This window comes from Staphylococcus sp. SM3655 (genome assembly GCF_016917315.1).
Classification (GTDB): domain Bacteria; phylum Bacillota; class Bacilli; order Staphylococcales; family Staphylococcaceae; genus Staphylococcus; species Staphylococcus aureus.
In genome coordinates, this window is sequence record NZ_CP070305.1 from 2,265,057 (window position 1) to 2,283,213 (window position 18,157).

The following is an 18,157-nucleotide window of genomic DNA, read 5'->3' on the forward strand; positions in this document are numbered from 1 at the left end:
CAAGACAAGGCGTTAATTTTAAGTGTTCTTTTCATGAAAAAAGCTCTCCATCATCTAGGAGAGCTAAACTAGTAGTGATATTTCTATAAGCCATGTTCTGTTCCATCGTACTCATCACGTGCACTAGTCACACTGGTACTCAGGTGATAACCATCTGTCTACACCACTTCATTTCGCGAAGTGTGTCTCGTTTATACGTTGAATTCCGTTAAACAAGTGCTCCTACCAAATTTGGATTGCTCACTCGAGGGGTTTACCGCGTTCCACCTTTTATATTTCTATAAAAGCTACGTCACTGTGGCACTTTCAAATTACTCTATCCATATCGAAAGACTTAGGATATTTCATTGCCGTCAAATTAATGCCTTGATTTATTGTTTCATCAAGCACGAACACTACAATCATCTCAGACTGTGTGAGCATGGACTTTCCTCTATATAATATAGCGATTACCCAAAATATCACTTTTAAAATTATAACATAGTCATTATTAGTAAGACAGTTAAACTTTTGTATTTAGTAATTATTTACCAAATACAGCTTTTTCTAAGTTTGAAATACGTTTTAAAATATCTACATTATTTGAAGATGTATTTGTTGTTGTATTATTCGAAGAAAAACTTTTATTGTCCTGAGGTCTTGATGTTGCTACACGTAGTCTTAATTCTTCTAATTCTTTTTTAAGTTTATGATTCTCTTCTGATAATTTCACAACTTCATTATTCATATCGGCCATTTTTTGATAATCAGCAATAATGTCATCTAAAAATGCATCTACTTCTTCTCTTCTATAGCCACGAGCCATCGTTTTTTCAAAATCTTTTTCATAAATATCTTTTGCTGATAATTTCAATGAAACATCTGACATTTTTTCCACCTCATTAGAAACTTTGATCTTCAGACCACTGTAAGTCATTGATGAATGCTGTTAATTCATCGAACGTCACAATATCACAAGTATAGTTTGTTTTATCCATAAAATCAACTAACATCTGCTTGAAGAACTTAGGACTCGCCTCTTGTTCCTCATCATAAATGAGCAATGTTTGATCCGAATGTTCAAGCATAAATTGATCTGCTTGTTTAAATTGAAAAGGACCTTGATACGACGTATGAAAAATACTATCAACATAATCTGCATGCTTAATTATGTTGGCATACTTACTTTGATTATGTTCATTCCACTTTTCTGTATGTCCTTGGAACGGTGTAATTACAGCAAACTTTAACGAATCATATGTTCGTTGTAATTCAATAACAACTTCTGCAGTCCATAATTCTATACCCATTTGCCCTTGTATTAACACCCATTCTAATCCTTCATCCAACAGTTGTTCAATTTTATGTTTTATAAATTGTTTTAAATAATGTACTTCAGGTGCGTCATCTTTAAAAATGTTTAATTCGAATGATTTGTAACCTGTTACATAAACTGTTTTAACCATAAGTACCCTCTTTTGTTACGCCATCTAATATATTTTGTAAATCATATTGAACGCTTTTAAGCTTTTCTATAAATAACTTTCGACTTGTTCGCTTAAAATGACATTCGACAGAAAGTTGTTCAATGTTAGCAATCAGTAGCTCAAATTTCCTTGAATTCATATAAGGTACTTCTATAATAAATTCACGATGTAATTTGATCTCATTGAGCATGCTATCAATATGTTCAGTATATGGCTTTACAGTTTGGTAAAAATCATGATCTTGTTGTTGTGATTTCACATTTTCAAAATTTTGTTGCATGTTGTTAACTTCATAAATTAGTGATTCGACTACATCATTCATGAGGACGCCTCCTACATTTTTTAATTTATCACAATATACTGTATTCGTCATGTTTTAACACTCTATATAATTTGATTTAACTATTTTTTCAAATGTGTTATCTGTTAAATCAAGTAAATCTAAAAACTTCCTATATAAATACAAAATTTTATCGTGTATGTTGTTATACGATGAAAATATTTTTAATCTAATAAAATCATTTAAATCAAATACACCTCTGCTGATTAACAACACATACTTGTACTTGCCTCAAAAATAAAAATTACTGATCATGATTTGACTTTTATAACAAAATTCAAAAATATTGTAATGAGTATTCATTTTTATAAGCAAAACTTTTCAATTAATTAAAATTGTGTGTAAAATTCCAACATTAACAGTAAATGTATTATAATATTATTGTGTTAATGCTGAAATCACGTTAAAATAAGCTTTGGTGTATTGTGTCTTTCGCATTTATACTAATTTAAGTTTGGTGTTTCACTATAATGTTGTGTATAATAAACAACGTTTACTACCAAACTTGTGTGGTGAAATTTATGAATTATCCAAATGGTAAACCATATCGTAAAAATAGTGCTATAGACGGAGGGAAAAAGACCGCTGCCTTTAGTAATATTGAGTATGGTGGACGTGGTATGTCACTTGAAAAAGATATCGAACATTCAAATACGTTTTATCTTAAAAGCGACATTGCAGTTATTCACAAAAAGCCTACGCCAGTACAAATAGTTAATGTCAACTATCCTAAGCGGAGTAAAGCTGTGATTAACGAAGCTTATTTTCGTACACCTTCAACAACTGATTACAACGGCGTTTATCAAGGTTATTATATTGATTTTGAAGCAAAGGAAACTAAAAACAAGACGTCCTTTCCTTTAAATAATATTCATGACCATCAAGTCGAACATATGAAAAATGCATATCAACAAAAAGGTATTGTGTTTTTAATGATTCGTTTTAAAACGCTAGATGAAGTTTATCTTTTACCCTATTCAAAATTCGAAGTATTTTGGAAGAGATATAAAGATAATATTAAAAAGTCTATAACAGTTGATGAAATACGAAAAAATGGTTACCATATTCCTTATCAGTATCAACCAAGATTAGACTATCTAAAAGCAGTTGATAAGTTGATATTAGATGAAAGTGAGGACCGCGTATGACGGAAAACAAAGGATCTTCTCAGCCTAAGAAAAACGGTAATAATGGTGGGAAATCCAACTCAAAAAAGAATAGAAATGTGAAGAGAACGATTATTAAGATTATTGGCTTCATGATTATTGCATTTTTTGTTGTTCTTTTACTAGGTATCTTATTGTTTGCTTATTATGCTTGGAAAGCACCTGCTTTTACCGAAGCTAAATTACAAGATCCGATTCCTGCAAAGATATATGACAAGAACGGAGAACTTGTTAAAACATTAGATAATGGCCAAAGACATGAGCATGTAAATTTAAAAGACGTGCCGAAATCAATGAAAGACGCAGTACTTGCAACTGAAGACAATCGTTTCTACGAACATGGCGCACTTGATTATAAACGTTTATTCGGTGCAATTGGTAAGAACTTGACTGGTGGATTTGGTTCTGAAGGTGCCTCAACATTAACACAACAAGTTGTTAAAGATGCATTTTTATCACAACATAAATCTATTGGACGTAAAGCTCAAGAAGCATACTTATCATATCGTTTAGAACAAGAGTATAGTAAAGATGATATCTTCCAAGTATATCTAAACAAAATTTACTATTCTGATGGCGTAACAGGTATTAAAGCTGCTGCTAAGTATTACTTTAATAAAGATTTAAAAGATTTAAACTTAGCGGAAGAAGCTTATTTAGCCGGTTTACCTCAGGTTCCAAACAACTATAATATTTATGATCATCCAAAAGCTGCTGAAGATCGTAAAAACACTGTTTTATACTTAATGCATTATCATAAACGCATTACAGATAAACAGTGGGAAGATGCTAAGAAAATCGATTTAAAAGCGAACTTAGTAAATCGTACTGCTGAAGAACGTCAAAACATTGATACAAATCAAGATTCTGAGTATAATTCATACGTTAACTTTGTAAAATCTGAATTAATGAATAATAAAGAATTCAAAGATGAAAATTTAGGTAATGTATTACAAAGTGGTATTAAAATTTATACAAACATGGATAAAGATGTTCAAAAAACATTACAAAATGATGTTGATAATGGTAGCTTCTACAAGAATAAAGACCAACAAGTTGGTGCAACGATTCTTGATAGTAAAACTGGTGGTTTAGTTGCTATATCTGGTGGACGTGATTTCAAAGACGTCGTTAACAGAAACCAAGCAACAGATCCTCACCCTACTGGTTCATCTTTAAAACCTTTCTTAGCGTATGGACCTGCCATTGAAAATATGAAATGGGCAACAAACCATGCGATTCAAGATGAATCTTCATATCAAGTTGATGGTTCTACATTTAGAAACTATGATACGAAGAGTCACGGTACTGTATCTATTTATGATGCTTTACGACAAAGTTTCAATATCCCAGCTTTAAAAGCATGGCAATCAGTTAAGCAAAATGCTGGTAACGATGCACCTAAGAAATTCGCTGCCAAACTTGGCTTAAACTACGAAGGCGATATTGGTCCATCTGAAGTACTTGGTGGTTCTGCTTCAGAATTCTCACCAACACAATTAGCATCAGCATTTGCTGCAATCGCTAACGGTGGTACTTATAACAACGCGCATTCAATTCAAAAAGTAGTTACTCGTGACGGTGAAACAATCGAATACGATCATACTAGCCATAAAGCGATGAGTGATTACACTGCATACATGTTAGCTGAGATGCTAAAAGGTACATTTAAACCATATGGTTCTGCATATGGCCATGGTGTAGCTGGAGTAAATATGGGTGCTAAGACAGGTACTGGTACTTACGGTGCTGAAACTTATTCACAATATAATTTACCTGATAATGCAGCGAAAGACGTGTGGATTAACGGCTTTACACCTCAATACACTATGTCAGTGTGGATGGGCTTCAGTAAAGTTAAACAATATGGTGAAAACTCATTTGTGGGACATAGCCAACAAGAATATCCACAGTTCTTATATGAAAATGTGATGTCAAAAATTTCATCTAGAGATGGCGAAGACTTTAAACGTCCTAGCTCAGTAAGTGGTAGTATCCCATCAATCAATGTTTCTGGTAGTCAAGATAACAACACTACAAATCGTAGTACACACGGTGGTAGTGACACATCAGCAAACAGCAGTGGTACTGCACAATCAAATAACAATACTAGATCTCAACAATCTAGAAACAGCGGTGGATTAACAGGTATATTCAACTAATCCACACAACATAAAATCCTCAGTTATACCATATTTATGGCGTAGCTGAGGATTTTTTAGGTTCTTCATCTTTTATGGTGGGAAGGTAAAACTTCCTGCTTTTTTTATAAGTATTCATACGCTATTGCTATATTAGTAGAAACCTTAAAATCAGTCATTCACATACATTTTGAAACATCTAAATAGTTTTTCATATTCACATCTTTAGCTATTTAAAATTATTGACATTGCAAAAGTGGTTGTTCCCATTTTTAAAATTATGATTATTTTTCTCATAGTCATCTTAGACGCTGTTTTAAATTGAAATGTTTATCAATTCCCTGTGTACGTTAATCAGTGAAATATCAAGATGTTTGCAACATATTTTCACAATCATAGATATAAGAAATCCACCTACGATTCGAAATAGGTATCTTAAAGCATATCTCAAGATATCCATTATGATGTAGATGGACAGTTTTTATATTAAGACGTTGTAATGACACGACACCTAACATAAATACAAATATGTGTGCATGAATTAGTTTTATATATTTTCAACATTAGGAAATGATCAATCTTGTCTATACCTGCTTATTCTTTAACCTTGTTTGATAACTAGCATTCATTTTAATCAATTCAGTTTTAAAGGTCTTCATTTGTCGATAGCCCATAAAATGATATTTACGTTCAATCATATAATCATATCTTTCTTTAAAATTCATTGGCACAACAGGATATTGATTTAATTTATCAAAATCAATATTGCCAGTTATGTCATTAACCTGCTTAAAATAATCAATAATTTTACTATGGTATTCATCCAAGTAGGGCTTTGCTTCACTAGAACCTAATGTCTTATTTTTGGCAAATACATCAATCTCTTGTTCTAAATTATCAAATACCTCTTTTGTAATATTTGTCATGTTATCACGCTTCTTTCAAACTAGCTTTATAACGTTTTTGTCCTTCTCTACAATCTTCTAATAGTGGACAAATATCGCATTTAGGTTTTCGGGCTAAACAGTGGTATCTTCCAAAGAAAATGAGTTGATGATGGCTCCTATTCCATCTATCTCTAGGTATGACAGAACATAAACGGTCTTCTACCTGTCTCACATTATCTTTCCAACGATTAATACCTAAGCGTTTAGAAACACGTTCTACATGCGTATCAACAGCTAATGAAGGTTCATCAAATGCTACACTCATGACTACATTAGCAGTTTTACGTCCTACACCTGCTAAACTTTCTAATTCCTTATGTGTTTGTGGTATTTCTCCATTAAATTGATCAATCAAAGATTGACAAAGTTTCTTAATATTCTTAGCTTTGTTACGATACAGACCGATAGAACGAATATCATTCATAAGTTCTTCATCACTGACTGCCAAATAATCTTCAGGCGTTTTGTATTTTTTAAACAGCTCAGTTGTTACTCTATTTACTAGAACGTCTGTACATTGCGCTGACAATAATACAGCAATAGTTAATTCGAACGGATTATCATGTTTTAATTCACATTCTGCATCCGGAAACATATTTGCTATAACATCAATCATTTCTAATGCTTTTTTCTTACTTACCATCAAGGTTCTCCCCGTTTAACCAATCAAATTTAGGTACCGTTTTAACTGTGTGCGTCATTTTCGGTTTATTAAATTTTTCTCTTATTTTTCTAGAATCGTCAATTGTTTTGACATTGTTTTTCTTCCAATTAAGTAAAATACGATCCATATATTTAAAGCTAAGTTTATTCAAACTATTCGCCTCGTCTAATGCCGCTTGTATAATTGCACTATCGTGTTTATCAACATCAATCCATTGATTTAACGTTTCTATTTCATATGGAGATAACGGCCTTGCAAATGTATCCTCTAAAACTCTAAATAATTGTTTAAATTTTTCTTTACTATTTTGCTCTTTCGTTTCCATACTTTGTTGCTTCAATATATGACTTAATTTTTCGAAAAAAGGATCTAGATTCATATATTCGGTAAATCTACCTTCTTCATCTTTTTGAACTTGTAATTCTAGCAATTCACGTTGTATCAAATTTTGAATAACCATTGTAATATCGCGTGGTTGCATAGTTGAGCCCTTCTGAAGTAATTCAATTGAAGGCTGTTTATTTGATGTTTCGGAAGCATAAATCAATTTAAGCAAAATGACTAAATCTTGCTCATCTAAACCTAAGTCACTGTAATGGTCTAATAATTCTCTTCGTATCACTACAGGTCTTGCTTTTAATTGATATTTATCCATGTTCGTGCCCCCTTTTAAATTTAACCATTACTTAATAGTATAAATCATTTTCTTTAATTTTCGACTAAAATGCTTAATATATTTAACTAGTAGCAAACAAATTTTAAATAACAGTATTTTTTAACACTAGATTTTAACAATGAACTTTATGTATAATCAGATGAACTATTTATTTTCCAAATATAGTTACTAAACAAAAGTTTGTTCATGATTAATATAAGCCGTTATCAATCTTCATTTTCCAAGCATAAATCGCCCAGCTATTAATATAGGCTGGACGATTCTTTTTATTATCATAATATAAATTTTAAGTAACGATCCTAAAACTTATGGATATAAACGGTTTAATAATCTTGGGAATGGCGCAGTTTCACGAACGTGTTCAACACCAGAAATCCATGCTACTGTGCGCTCTAAACCTAAACCAAATCCACAGTGTGGCACACTACCATAACGACGTAAGTCTAAGTAGTAACTATATGCTTCTTCGTCTAATCCATGTTCTTTAACGCGTTGTTCTAACAATTCTAAGTCATCCACACGTTCAGATCCACCGATAATTTCACCGTATCCTTCAGGTGCAATTAAGTCTGCACATAAGACAGTTTCTTCATTCTCAGGATTTGGTTGCATATAGAAAGGCTTAATTTTAGTTGGATAATTAGTAATAAACACCGGTAAATCATAATGATTAGCAATGGCAGTTTCATGTGGCGCACCAAAATCTTCACCCCATTCAATATCATCAAAGCCTTCTGCTTTTAAGAATTCAATTGCATCATCATATGAAATTCTAGGGAATGGTGTCGCAACTTTTTCAAGTTTTGATGTATCACGCTCTAAAATTTTCAACTCTAGTTTACAATTTTCTAAAACTGATTTTACTACATGTGTTACATATTGTTCTTGAATTTCTAAACTTTCAGCATGATTTGTGAAAGCCATTTCCCCTTCAATCATCCAGAACTCGATCAAGTGTCTACGTGTTTTTGATTTTTCAGCTCTGAAAGTTGGACCAAATGAAAATACTTTTCCGTGTGCCATTGCTGCAGCTTCTAAGTATAACTGACCACTTTGAGATAAAAACGCATCTTGATCAAAGTATTTAGTATGGAATAATTCACTTGTACCTTCTGGTGCACTTGCTGTCAAAATTGGTGGATCAACCTTTGCAAATCCATCTTTGTTGAAAAATTCATACGTTGCACGAATAACTTCATTTCTAATTTTCATTACAGCATGTTGTTTTTTAGAACGTAACCATAAATGACGGTGATCCATTAAGAATTCTGTACCATGATTTTTAGGTGTAATCGGATAGTCATGCGCTTCTGAAATAACTTCAATTGATTTCACTTGCATTTCGTATCCTAAGTCAGAACGATTATCTTCTGTAATTGTGCCTGTAACGTATAGAGATGATTCTTGAGTAATTTCTTTCGCAAGTTTGAATACCTCTTCATCAACTTCTGATTTAACTACTACGCCTTGCATAAAGCCTGTTCCATCACGTAATTGTAAAAAGGCGATTTTACCACTTGAACGTTTATTTGTTAACCAAGCACCAATTGTAACGTCTTGGTTTAAATGATCTTTCGCTTGTTTAATCGTTGTTTTCATAACCATTCTCCTATTTATTTTTTCGTTATACAATACTCATTCATTTTAACAAAATCCGCTTTCAAGTTCTAGAACTAGACTAAAAGATAACGTGTAAATGGTAATGATTTACGCACAGATTTGAACATTAATTTATATTAAGACAATACAATCATCAGTTTCAGACAAAATATATAATAAAGCCTCAATATTATTAGTATGAAGGTCGTTTTTTGTGCTAACATTCAAGTTTAATTATAAAACTCAAATTTTGACGACCAAACAAAAATTCTTGTAACAGAACATAGCACATGTCATGTCACAAGAATTTTACTTTGTATTTCACTTTTTCTTTTTTTGAATTTGTCTTAATAATTTTCCAAACTGTTGAATGTCGCCTTTTTTCTGACGATAATTTTCAAGTGTTTGTTCAAAAAAGTTTTTATAATTACTGTTTATGAGTCGATCATCAAATGAAACTATTATGCCGCGATCATTTTCATTTCTAATTAATCTTCCAAGTCCTTGTCTAAAACGTGTAACTGCATCAGGTAATACATATTCCTTGAAAGTTGAAGTGAATTCAGAATCCATAAGCCAATATTTTGCATTATGCTTGTTCATAAACGGTAACTTCGCTATCATCACACATTTAATACCATTTGCTTGAAAATCAAAACCTTCAAAAAATGTTGACGTACCAAGCAGTATGGCCTTATCAAAATTATTAAACTGTTGTACTATTTTATAATTTTGGTTCTGCTGTTGTGTTAATACAACATAATCTTCAAATTCTGGCAATTCATTTAGCATATCTTGTACCATATGCATCATTTTATAACTCGTAAATAAGACTAAACATTTTGATGACGTTATAGTCGTATATTCAATAATATAGCTTACAATCGATGCTACATACTCATCTATATTTTTATATTGATAAGATGCTACATCACTCGGTATAAATACACTTGTATTTTTTGCACTTTGTAACGACGTGTTAACTTCAAATGTATTAAAGTGAACATCTTTGTTGAATAACTGTTTAAAAGCTTCAAACGAATGATTAAATTTTAAAGTACCAGATATAAAAATGAGTGATTTAAATTTTTCCAATACTTGTTTCGTTAATACATCTTTTACAGCGTAATCTTTCACATATAAACGTATTGTTGATTTTTGAGATAAATTTTTAATTGAAATGAAACTAGTATGTCCAGCTTTTAAACTTTGTTCGATATTTTTAAATTTATCTTTTAAATACAACAACTGTTTCCGTAATGATTTAACTGTTTTATGACTAATGCCATTGAATATTTCTAGCGTTTTATTTAACTTATCGATAATCGCATGTAAATCCTTCAAAATGTCTTTTGTTTCAAAAGTAAATACATTATGGAAGCGATGAATATCATCATCATAAACATCAGAATCATTGATAATCGTAAATATCGTTGAGAACAATTGCTCATTTAACTCATGAATCTCATTCATACTAGCCTTCAAGCCAAAAATATCAATTGGTGCAATATCTAATTTTTCCAAAATTCGCTGCTTTTCCAGTTGATCGATTGCCTTTAACAATTTTTCATTTTCGTTTTTACCAATCAAACCAAGCTGATATTTAATATCAGCATAACTCAACTCATTTGTCACTTGATTTAAGGCATAGTCTGGTAAGCGATGTGCTTCATCCACTATACAATCATCAAACAATTGATATATTGAATTTTCAACATCAGAATGAATTAAATGTGCATGATTTGTAATACCAATTTGAATGTTCTGTGCATTTCGCTTAATAAAATTATAATAATGAACATCGTGACGTGCCGGTACATATGTTTCAATTTTCTGGTCAAAATACATCTTTTGACCACCTTTTAAATTTAATTCCTGTATATCTCCGGACGGCGTCTCTGTAATCCAAATTAACAATTGCATTTTCAAGATATTCACTTCGTAATTACTTGTGTCATCTTTTAAAATTTGACTAATAAGTCCCAATGAAATGTAATCACTTTTACTTTTAATCAATAGTGCATTAATTTTAAAATTTAACGCTTCATTCATTGCTGGAATATCTTTTTCTAACAATTGACTTTGCAGTAATTTAGTATTGGTAGAAATCATGACATGCTTCCCAGTTTCAATATTATACATCAAGGCCGCAAGTAAATATGCTAATGATTTACCACTGCCTAGTGATGCTTCAATCATTGCTTTTTCACTATGCATGAGCTGATCTAATATAGTTTCCGCTAAATATAATTGTTGCGGTCGATATGTTAAGCCAAGTTGATCTACAGCTTTGCTATATAAAGACTTCAAGCTGCCATTATAATTTGTTGTCGGCTTTTTAAAATCAACTTGCTTACGATAGATAATCTGTTCGAACTTTTCGTACGATTTATCCAATGGCTTTGCATCATATTGCCTAACCATCTCAAAGAAAATATCATATAAATCGTATTTTAACTGTTTACTTAAATAATATAATTGCTTTAAAGTATCTAACGGTAACTTTTCAAATTTTTCAAAAGCTAATATCATCAATTTAGCAGTAGTAGCGGCATCTTCGTCAGCTCGATGGGCATTTGCTAAGGTAATACCATGTGCCTCTGCTAATTCACTTAATTGATAGCTTTTATCTGTAGGAAAAGCTATTTTAAAGATTTCTAGTGTATCTATAACTTTTTTGGGACGATATTGAATATTACAATCTTTAAATGCCTTTTTAATAAAATTCAAATCAAAATCTACATTATGAGCGACAAAAATGCAATCTTTTATCTTATCGTAGATTTCTTGTGCAACTTGATTAAAATATGGCGCTTGTTGTAGCATATTTTCTTCAATGGATGTTAACGCTTGAATGAACGGCGGAATCTCTAAATTTGTTCTAATCATAGAATGATATGTATCAATAATTTGGTTATTGCGCACAAACGTTATACCAATTTGAATGATATCGTCAAAATCTAATTGGTTGCCTGTTGTTTCCAAATCCACAACGGCATAGGTTGCCATACCCATAGCTATCTCTCCTTGCTTTAGTGTTAAAAATCTATATCTGCACTAATTAAACGGTGTGATTCACCCGCTTCATCTCTAACAATTAGATAGCCATCGTAATCTAAATCAATTGCTTGTCCTTTAAACTGTTTATCATTTTCTGTAAATAGCAACGTTCTATTCCAAATATTAGAAGCTGCAATATATTCTTCACGAATTTCAGAAAAAGGTAACGTTAAAAATTGATTATATCTTTTTTCAATTTCTTGAAGTAATCTCTCTAAAAATTGATATCTATCTAATTTATTTTTATCATGTAATTGTACACTTGTTGCTCTATGTCTAATACTTTCATCAAAGTTTTCTAGTTGTTGCGTCAAATTAATACCTATACCACATATTATTGCTTCTATACCATCGTTATTAGCAACCATTTCAGTTAAGAAACCACACACTTTACCATTATCAATATATATATCATTCGGCCATTTCACTTTGACTTCATCTTGACTAAAATGTTGAATCGCATCTCTTATCCCTAATGCAATAAATAAATTAAATTTAGATATCATTGAGAATGCAACGTTAGGTCTTAACACGACAGACATCCAAAGTCCTTGCCCTTTTGAAGAACTCCAATGTCTATTAAATCGCCCACGACCTTTCGTTTGTTCATCACTCAAGATAAAAAATGAAGATTGATTTCCAACAAGTGACTTTTTCGCAGCAAGTTGTGTAGAATCTATTGAATCGTATACTTCACTAAAATCAAACAAAGCAGAACTTTTTGTATATTGGTCTATTATACCTTGATACCAAATATCTGGGAGTTGTTGTAATAAATGCCCTTTATGATTTACTGAATCAATTTTACATCCCTCTAACTTTAATTGGTCAATCACTTTTTTTACTGCAGTGCGCGATATATTAAGTGATTCCGCAATGCTTTGTCCAGATATATAATTCGGTTTATTTTTATAGAGTAATTGAAGTACATCTTGACTATATTTTGACATGATTATCCACCCATTTCAAAATTTCAGTTTCTTCGTTGCTTACTTTACCTGTTACAATCGCTATCTCAATTTGTCTTAGCACATCTTTTAACCACGGACCACTTTTGGCATTTAAATGTGCCATAAGTACACCGCCATTAACCATCATGTCTTTTCTATTATGCATAGGTAAACGATGCAATGTTTCATCAATCGTTTGAAGGTTAACGATTAATGGTTCATGTCCTTGAATATCATTTGCCTTTAACACGTCTGCTGCAACCATTACATTTTTAATGAGATTCGTATCATAATCATAAACAAACATTTTTAATTGTTCTTTTGTAATAATACTTGGTAATGCATTCATAATTTGAATATATTGATTGATATCTTTTACTTGTCGGTTACTTAGCTTTAAAGGCTTCAATGAGTAATTAATATCAAATTTAACTGACACTATAGCAATCAACAATTCTAAATCAATTGGTTCTGTTACATTAATTTGATTCATATCAAGTTGTTCGAAATATGGCATATAATTAAATGCTTTCAGCGATTTTAAATGATTAAAACTCTCTTCAACATTAATACCTCGCATTAATTTAGTTAGTTCAATCACTATACGCTCAATTGATAAAAATTTAATATCTGCCATTTGTGTACGCATCGCTTCAAATGTTTCCGTTGCAATATCAAATGATAATTGTGACTGGAATCTTAAACATCGAATCATACGTAAAGCATCTTCTTGGAATCGTTCCTCAGCTATACCTACAGTTCTTATTATTCGATTATTAATATCTTGTTGACCATCAAAATAATCATACAATTTGTATGCTGTATCCATTGCTATCGCATTCATCGTGAAATCTCTTCGTTGCAAATCTTCGTATAAATCCCGAACAAATGTAACACCACTTGGTCTACGGTGATCGACATAATCTTCTTCAGCCCGGAATGTTGTCACTTCATAATTTTCATCATTAAAAACTACATTTATCGTGCCATGTTCTTTACCTACAGGTATCGTATGACTAAAGATAGATTCTATTTCATCCGGCGTTGCACTTGTTGTGATATCTATATCATGAATATTTCTTCCCATGACATAATCTCTTACAGAGCCACCTACATAATATGCTTCAAAACCATTGTCTTGAATTTGTTCTAATATAGGCCTTGCCTGTTCAAATAATGATTTATCCATATTATTACTCGCCTTTACTTTTGTTATGCTCATTTAGCATTTTTTGATAATAATACTCATATTGATCTGTAATGAGTTCTGATCCAAAACGTTCAGCAATATCTGCTAGCATGTTTTTCTGAAGTTTGTTGTATAACACCTTATCTTCAAGTAATCGGATAGCATAGTCACTCGCTGAATCACAATCACCCACATCTACGACAAATCCAGTTTCACCATGTTTAATAACCTCTTTAATTCCACCGGCATTTGAACCAATTGGAACGACGCCTGTTTTCATAGCCTCAAGTAAAGTTAGTCCAAAGCTTTCTTTTTCACTTAATAATAATACTAAGTCAGATAATTGGTAAAATTCACTTACGCAATCTTGTTTCCCTAAAAATAAAACATCCTCTTCTACGTTTAACTCTTTCGTCAATTGACGCATTGGCACTAATTCAGGACCATCTCCAAGTAAAATTAATTTACTAGGTATCTTTTCACGTACTTTTGCAAATGTTTCTATGATAGTATCTATGCGTTTTACTTGTCTAAAATTCGATACATGTATTAACACTTTTTCATCTGGTGCTATACCAAATTGTGATTTTAGTGCTGTGTTATGTTTAGTTGGAAACTCATTTTCACGTACAAAATTATAAATCGGTATAATTTCTTTGTTAGTTTCAATAATTTCATGTGTTTCTTGTGCTAAAGATTTACTCACACTTGTCACAATATCACTTTTTTCAATGCCAAATTTAATTGCACCTTGGAGTGAATGATCATAGCCCAAAACAGTAATATCAGTACCGTGTAGCGTTGTCATAATTTTTATATCTTTACCTGACATCTCACGAGCTAAAATCCCACAAATTGCATGAGGTACAGCATAGTGCATATGCAACAAATCAAGATCATATTCTTTAATAACTTCAGCGATTTTAGTACTTAATGTAATATCATACGGTGGATACTGAAATACTGCATATTGATTCACTTCAACTTGATGAAAAATCATATTCGGTAATGGTTTTCTTATTCTAAACGGGATATTTGAAGTGATAAAATGTACTTCGTGACCTCGCTCTGCTAATTTAATTCCTAATTCTGTGGCAATAATTCCAGAACCACCCATGGACGGGTAACATGTTATACCTATCTTCATTCGCTTGCCCATCCTTTCTTTCTATTTCTCTTTCTATTATTCTCGATGCGTAGATAATTGTTTAAATTTAAGTTTATAGTAATGTTGAGTTTATAATTTCAAATATCTAAAAAACAGGTGTTGTATATATAATCATTTATCTAGTTCTACTTACTTTAAAAATAATATAATTTCATGCGATGCAATTCATTGGTCTATGTTTTTAATCTTAATCAAATCCAAATAAAGCATATATTTTTAAATTCACTTTCTTTCGAATCGATTTTTATCTCTTGTATTAAACTTTTCCATTGTTTCATTAAAGCTCTCTGTCATATCTATTCCCATTGAATTCGCTAAACATAACAACACAAATAAATTATCACCTAATTCTGCTTTAATCGTATTTGCTTCCTCTGAATCTTTCTTCTTTTTTTCACCATAGGAATGATTTATTTCACGTGCAAGTTCGCCCACTTCTTCAGTCAATCTAGCTAAGTTAGCTAATGGTGAAAAATATCCTGTTTTAAATTGTCCAATATATTCATCAACTTCACGTTGCATTTCTACCATTGATTTCATTTCTACGTTCTCCTTATATTGCATTTCTAATATAGTATATATCAATTTGAAGTCTCATGCATGTTTAGTGCAATCTACTGACTCTAGCTAAACTAGATGACAAGTTGTTTATTTTAGTAGTTTAATAATTCAGTTTATATAAATGTAATGCATTCCTAACTAAATTAAATCAATTGAAAATGGGATTATAACTTTATGATACGTACTACTACAATAAAATAATATAGTGAATAATCTACCATTAGAAAAATAAGCACAAAAAAACTAGCAACCACACAAAATGTGATTAGCTAGTTAATAAGTGTCTAATTTAAGTTAATTGTTAATCTATAAGATTAATCACTTGAACGCGCAATCAAAATAATACGTACAAGCTCTGCTACAGCGACAGCAGTTGCTGCAACATAAGTCATTGCTGCTGCAGATAATACTTTACGCGCATGTTTGTATTCCTTTTCATTTACAATGTTCAATGCCGTAATTTGTTTCATCGCTCTTGAACTCGCATCAAACTCAACTGGTAACGTAACAATTGAGAATAATACCGCTAATGACATTAAACCAGCACCAATCCATAAAGCAGTTGAACCAAATGCACTACCTATCGCTGTTAAGATAATACCTAACATGATGATCATATAACTTAATGAACTCCCTAGGTTTGCAACAGGTACTAATGCTGCTCTGAATCTTAAGAACCAATATCCTTGGTGATCTTGAATGGCATGACCAACTTCGTGGGCTGCAATTGCAGTTCCAGCAACTGATGGTCTGTCATAGTTTGCAGGAGATAGTGAAACAACTTTCTTTTTAGGATCGTAATGATCTGTTAAGAATCCTTCACCTTTAACAACTTCGACATCATAAATACCGTTTGCATGTAAAATTTCTAATGCAACTTCACGACCCGTTTTACCACTAGTTGATCTAACTTGTGAATATTTCTCATAGTTAGATTTAACTTTGTGTTGTGCCCATAAAGGAAGCACCATTAATATTACGAAATAAATTATCATAGTAAAAATTGAAGACAATAAACTCACTCTCCTTTATAAATATTTTACTGTCATTTGCCGTTTTTATCAAATCATTTACACTTTAATAATTTGTTTAATTCAATATAAAGCAAAAGTCCAAAAACACTTAGACAACATGATAATACACCAATTTGCCACACATGTGTAGTTATAAAATCATAATATGGAAATTGAAGGTGAAAATAGTCAATATAATCATTCAAAAACACCCAAATCATCGCTACACTGATTCCAATCATAGAACGTTTAAACCTAGGATAGAAGTAAATTGCCTGAACAGCCATTATACTGTGGGAAAACATTAATACCAAACCATTTACTGTAATATCACCTTGTTCAATAATAAATAATATATTCATTATAACTGCCCAAATCCCATATTTGAATAATGTTACAAATGCCAGTGCATCGATAATACTATTTTGTTTTTGAATTAATATCAATGAGATAGAAATAACTAAGTATAATATTGCAGTTGGGCTATCTGGAACAAAAATCTTAAAATGCCACGGCGTATGACTTAATTGTTCACCATACCATATATAACCATAAATCATCCCTAATATATTACAAATGAGTAGCATCATTAACCAAGAACGTTGATAAAGTGTATATTGCCAAAATGTATTAATCGTCATCTGCTAAGTCCTCAAATTGATTATGTTTATTTACTAGCTTGAGTGTATTTAAAATTTGCGTTAGTTGATAAAAACGTTGCTTTTCATTCATCTGTAAACTTAAATCAATATTGTGTAACAAGTAATCTATTAATAACGCATGTTTATGCCGATCTATAGCCATACTATTTAAGTCATGAAGATAAGTTTGATAACTGGGCGATTCCGTTAGTTGAGCAACTATTAAATCATCTAGCCTTTGCTCACGCTTTGACACGTTTGCGAAGTGAATTTGAATATCAAAAGCACAGTTATGATTAGCGATATAATCAAATATTTCATTTGTATTCATTAACTTTATATTACGCTTAGTAAATTGAATTGCAGAAGCGTGACTTCCCACTTCTGCAATTTCTAATGTTTCATGATGATTAATTTTTGTATCTACAAAATGAATGTTTGCCAATTTCGCCTCATTCACTTTTATATAGTTAAGCACCCAAACTGCAATACGCGACTTAAATCGATATTGAAAAAGTAAATATTCAATAAAACTTTCTTTAATTTGATTGAGTGTCTCTGACATCAAATACCCCA

At 31.5% G+C, this 18,157-nt stretch carries 18 protein-coding genes and 1 other RNA gene; 2 read left to right on the forward strand and 17 right to left on the reverse strand.

Going from position 1 to position 18,157, the window contains the following annotated elements; genetic code table 11:
* Nucleotides 1-81 precede the first annotated feature (81 nt).
* The 5 genes from rnpB to JQN76_RS11005 form a co-directional block, all read right to left on the reverse strand.
* An RNA gene (rnpB, locus tag JQN76_RS10985) (RNase P RNA component class B) lies at nucleotides 82-461 on the reverse strand.
* Between the two features lie 62 nt (nucleotides 462-523).
* A complete protein-coding gene (gpsB, locus tag JQN76_RS10990; protein ID WP_001286320.1) occupies nucleotides 524-868 on the reverse strand; it encodes a cell division regulator GpsB in 345 nt (114 codons plus the stop codon).
* A 13-nt stretch (nucleotides 869-881) separates the two neighbouring features.
* Nucleotides 882-1,445: an SLOG family protein gene (locus tag JQN76_RS10995; RefSeq protein ID WP_000241308.1), complete on the reverse strand. Its 564-nt coding sequence runs from the start codon at nucleotides 1,443-1,445 to the stop codon at nucleotides 882-884.
* A complete protein-coding gene (locus tag JQN76_RS11000) occupies nucleotides 1,438-1,788 on the reverse strand; it encodes a YppE family protein (protein WP_001000806.1) in 351 nt (116 codons plus the stop codon). The genes JQN76_RS10995 and JQN76_RS11000 overlap by 8 nt, the downstream gene beginning before the upstream one ends.
* Nucleotides 1,789-1,842: 54 nt before the next feature.
* Nucleotides 1,843-2,022, reverse strand: coding sequence for a hypothetical protein (locus JQN76_RS11005; RefSeq protein ID WP_001815491.1), 180 nt, complete (start codon nucleotides 2,020-2,022; stop codon nucleotides 1,843-1,845).
* Nucleotides 2,023-2,327: 305 nt separating this feature from the next.
* Between JQN76_RS11005 and recU the strand changes: the two genes are divergently transcribed.
* Nucleotides 2,328-2,954 carry a Holliday junction resolvase RecU gene (recU, locus tag JQN76_RS11010; protein ID WP_001108889.1) on the forward strand — a complete coding sequence of 209 codons (627 nt, stop codon included), beginning with the start codon at nucleotides 2,328-2,330 and terminating at the stop codon, nucleotides 2,952-2,954.
* Nucleotides 2,951-5,134, forward strand: a complete 2,184-nt coding sequence (locus tag JQN76_RS11015; protein WP_000138348.1) for a transglycosylase domain-containing protein — start codon at nucleotides 2,951-2,953, stop codon at nucleotides 5,132-5,134. The genes recU and JQN76_RS11015 overlap by 4 nt, the downstream gene beginning before the upstream one ends.
* A gap of 563 nt (nucleotides 5,135-5,697) precedes the next feature.
* On the opposite strand, the gene JQN76_RS11020 is transcribed toward JQN76_RS11015, so the two are convergent.
* The 12 genes from JQN76_RS11020 to JQN76_RS11075 form a co-directional block, all read right to left on the reverse strand.
* The gene (locus JQN76_RS11020; RefSeq protein WP_000182026.1) at nucleotides 5,698-6,039 is read right to left on the reverse strand and encodes a YpoC family protein; all 342 of its coding nucleotides are present in this window, start codon (nucleotides 6,037-6,039) and stop codon (nucleotides 5,698-5,700) included.
* A gap of 4 nt (nucleotides 6,040-6,043) precedes the next feature.
* Nucleotides 6,044-6,703: an endonuclease III gene (nth, locus tag JQN76_RS11025; RefSeq protein ID WP_000253765.1), complete on the reverse strand. Its 660-nt coding sequence runs from the start codon at nucleotides 6,701-6,703 to the stop codon at nucleotides 6,044-6,046.
* Nucleotides 6,693-7,379, reverse strand: coding sequence for a DnaD domain-containing protein (locus tag JQN76_RS11030; RefSeq protein WP_000362218.1), 687 nt, complete (start codon nucleotides 7,377-7,379; stop codon nucleotides 6,693-6,695). Before JQN76_RS11030 ends, nth begins: the two co-directional genes overlap by 11 nt.
* A gap of 327 nt (nucleotides 7,380-7,706) precedes the next feature.
* A complete protein-coding gene (gene asnS / locus JQN76_RS11035; protein WP_000858782.1) occupies nucleotides 7,707-8,999 on the reverse strand; it encodes an asparagine--tRNA ligase in 1,293 nt (430 codons plus the stop codon).
* Nucleotides 9,000-9,320: 321 nt separating this feature from the next.
* Complete coding sequence (locus JQN76_RS11040; RefSeq protein WP_000525078.1) at nucleotides 9,321-12,014, reverse strand: ATP-dependent DNA helicase DinG; 2,694 nt, start codon at nucleotides 12,012-12,014, stop codon at nucleotides 9,321-9,323.
* Nucleotides 12,015-12,037: 23 nt separating this feature from the next.
* Nucleotides 12,038-13,009 carry a biotin--[acetyl-CoA-carboxylase] ligase gene (locus tag JQN76_RS11045; RefSeq protein ID WP_000049923.1) on the reverse strand — a complete coding sequence of 324 codons (972 nt, stop codon included), beginning with the start codon at nucleotides 13,007-13,009 and terminating at the stop codon, nucleotides 12,038-12,040.
* A complete protein-coding gene (locus JQN76_RS11050) occupies nucleotides 12,996-14,198 on the reverse strand; it encodes a CCA tRNA nucleotidyltransferase (protein ID WP_000361549.1) in 1,203 nt (400 codons plus the stop codon). Before JQN76_RS11050 ends, JQN76_RS11045 begins: the two co-directional genes overlap by 14 nt.
* 4 nt (nucleotides 14,199-14,202) lie before the next feature.
* A complete protein-coding gene (gene bshA, locus JQN76_RS11055) occupies nucleotides 14,203-15,345 on the reverse strand; it encodes an N-acetyl-alpha-D-glucosaminyl L-malate synthase BshA (protein WP_000690027.1) in 1,143 nt (380 codons plus the stop codon).
* 243 nt (nucleotides 15,346-15,588) lie between these two features.
* Nucleotides 15,589-15,906, reverse strand: a complete 318-nt coding sequence (locus JQN76_RS11060) for a nucleotide pyrophosphohydrolase (RefSeq protein WP_001836717.1) — start codon at nucleotides 15,904-15,906, stop codon at nucleotides 15,589-15,591.
* 335 nt (nucleotides 15,907-16,241) lie between these two features.
* Nucleotides 16,242-16,922: a zinc metallopeptidase gene (locus JQN76_RS11065; protein WP_001827022.1), complete on the reverse strand. Its 681-nt coding sequence runs from the start codon at nucleotides 16,920-16,922 to the stop codon at nucleotides 16,242-16,244.
* Nucleotides 16,923-16,993: 71 nt separating this feature from the next.
* Nucleotides 16,994-17,581 carry a DUF1405 domain-containing protein gene (locus tag JQN76_RS11070; protein WP_000154682.1) on the reverse strand — a complete coding sequence of 196 codons (588 nt, stop codon included), beginning with the start codon at nucleotides 17,579-17,581 and terminating at the stop codon, nucleotides 16,994-16,996.
* Nucleotides 17,571-18,146: a YpiB family protein gene (locus tag JQN76_RS11075; protein ID WP_000005212.1), complete on the reverse strand. Its 576-nt coding sequence runs from the start codon at nucleotides 18,144-18,146 to the stop codon at nucleotides 17,571-17,573. Before JQN76_RS11075 ends, JQN76_RS11070 begins: the two co-directional genes overlap by 11 nt.
* Between the last annotated feature and the right edge of the window lie 11 nt (nucleotides 18,147-18,157).

What these genes read in the sequence shown, in the direction of transcription:
- gpsB (WP_001286320.1), bottom strand. Translation starts at nt 868, where the DNA reads ATGTCAGATGTTTCATTGAAATTATCAGCAAAAGATATTTATGAAAAA.
- JQN76_RS10995 (WP_000241308.1), bottom strand. Translation starts at nt 1,445, where the DNA reads ATGGTTAAAACAGTTTATGTAACAGGTTACAAATCATTCGAATTAAAC.
- JQN76_RS11000 (WP_001000806.1), bottom strand. Translation starts at nt 1,788, where the DNA reads ATGAATGATGTAGTCGAATCACTAATTTATGAAGTTAACAACATGCAA.
- recU (WP_001108889.1), top strand. Translation starts at nt 2,328, where the DNA reads ATGAATTATCCAAATGGTAAACCATATCGTAAAAATAGTGCTATAGAC.
- JQN76_RS11015 (WP_000138348.1), top strand. Translation starts at nt 2,951, where the DNA reads ATGACGGAAAACAAAGGATCTTCTCAGCCTAAGAAAAACGGTAATAAT.
- JQN76_RS11020 (WP_000182026.1), bottom strand. Translation starts at nt 6,039, where the DNA reads ATGACAAATATTACAAAAGAGGTATTTGATAATTTAGAACAAGAGATT.
- nth (WP_000253765.1), bottom strand. Translation starts at nt 6,703, where the DNA reads ATGGTAAGTAAGAAAAAAGCATTAGAAATGATTGATGTTATAGCAAAT.
- JQN76_RS11030 (WP_000362218.1), bottom strand. Translation starts at nt 7,379, where the DNA reads ATGGATAAATATCAATTAAAAGCAAGACCTGTAGTGATACGAAGAGAA.
- asnS (WP_000858782.1), bottom strand. Translation starts at nt 8,999, where the DNA reads ATGAAAACAACGATTAAACAAGCGAAAGATCATTTAAACCAAGACGTT.
- JQN76_RS11040 (WP_000525078.1), bottom strand. Translation starts at nt 12,014, where the DNA reads ATGGGTATGGCAACCTATGCCGTTGTGGATTTGGAAACAACAGGCAAC.
- JQN76_RS11045 (WP_000049923.1), bottom strand. Translation starts at nt 13,009, where the DNA reads ATGTCAAAATATAGTCAAGATGTACTTCAATTACTCTATAAAAATAAA.
- JQN76_RS11050 (WP_000361549.1), bottom strand. Translation starts at nt 14,198, where the DNA reads ATGGATAAATCATTATTTGAACAGGCAAGGCCTATATTAGAACAAATT.
- bshA (WP_000690027.1), bottom strand. Translation starts at nt 15,345, where the DNA reads ATGAAGATAGGTATAACATGTTACCCGTCCATGGGTGGTTCTGGAATT.
- JQN76_RS11060 (WP_001836717.1), bottom strand. Translation starts at nt 15,906, where the DNA reads ATGAAATCAATGGTAGAAATGCAACGTGAAGTTGATGAATATATTGGA.
- JQN76_RS11065 (WP_001827022.1), bottom strand. Translation starts at nt 16,922, where the DNA reads ATGATAATTTATTTCGTAATATTAATGGTGCTTCCTTTATGGGCACAA.
- JQN76_RS11070 (WP_000154682.1), bottom strand. Translation starts at nt 17,581, where the DNA reads ATGACGATTAATACATTTTGGCAATATACACTTTATCAACGTTCTTGG.
- JQN76_RS11075 (WP_000005212.1), bottom strand. Translation starts at nt 18,146, where the DNA reads ATGTCAGAGACACTCAATCAAATTAAAGAAAGTTTTATTGAATATTTA.